Genomic DNA, 467 nt, shown 5'->3' on the forward strand with positions numbered 1-467 from the left:
TAGCCATTGTGGCGATTCTCTGTCGATTTAGGATCATGCGATCCGCTGGTATAACCGAGATGCGCATCAAGTTCTCCCTGGAGCATCTGTTCAAGGACAGGGCCAAAGATTTCCTTGATGAGGTCTGAGGCTTCTTTAAACGTCTTAGGTTTGTATTCCTTAACGATGGTTGAAGCAATCTGTTCCTGAATGGTTGGCCAGCTTTAGCTTTACGTGGCATAAGTGGTCTCCTTGTATAAATTTGTCAGGCTCAAGCTGGTTGTATCAGTCTGATGTCTTGATGGAATTTACACAAAAGACCTTACACTCTCGATTTTCCACATAAAAAAGCCGATACTCAAATAGAACTTTCCCAATCAGCTAAACTATACGGTCGGATTTTTGCGTGGACGACCACGTTTCCTTTTGGGTTTATCTACCGAATCTGGTCGTGGAATCAGATCAAGTTTTTGAAGAATTGCAATCTG

1 pseudogene is annotated in these 467 nt (G+C 42.8%); it reads right to left on the reverse strand.

Annotation, left to right across the window (positions count from 1 at the left end):
- Positions 1–220 (reverse strand): annotated as a pseudogene (locus Afil_RS11560) (IS256 family transposase); the annotation flags it as partial.
- Positions 221–467: the final 247 nt, after the last annotated feature.

The sequence above is a fragment of the Allobaculum fili genome, assembly GCF_020969955.1.
Lineage (GTDB): Bacteria > Bacillota_I > Bacilli_A > Erysipelotrichales > Erysipelotrichaceae > Allobaculum > Allobaculum fili.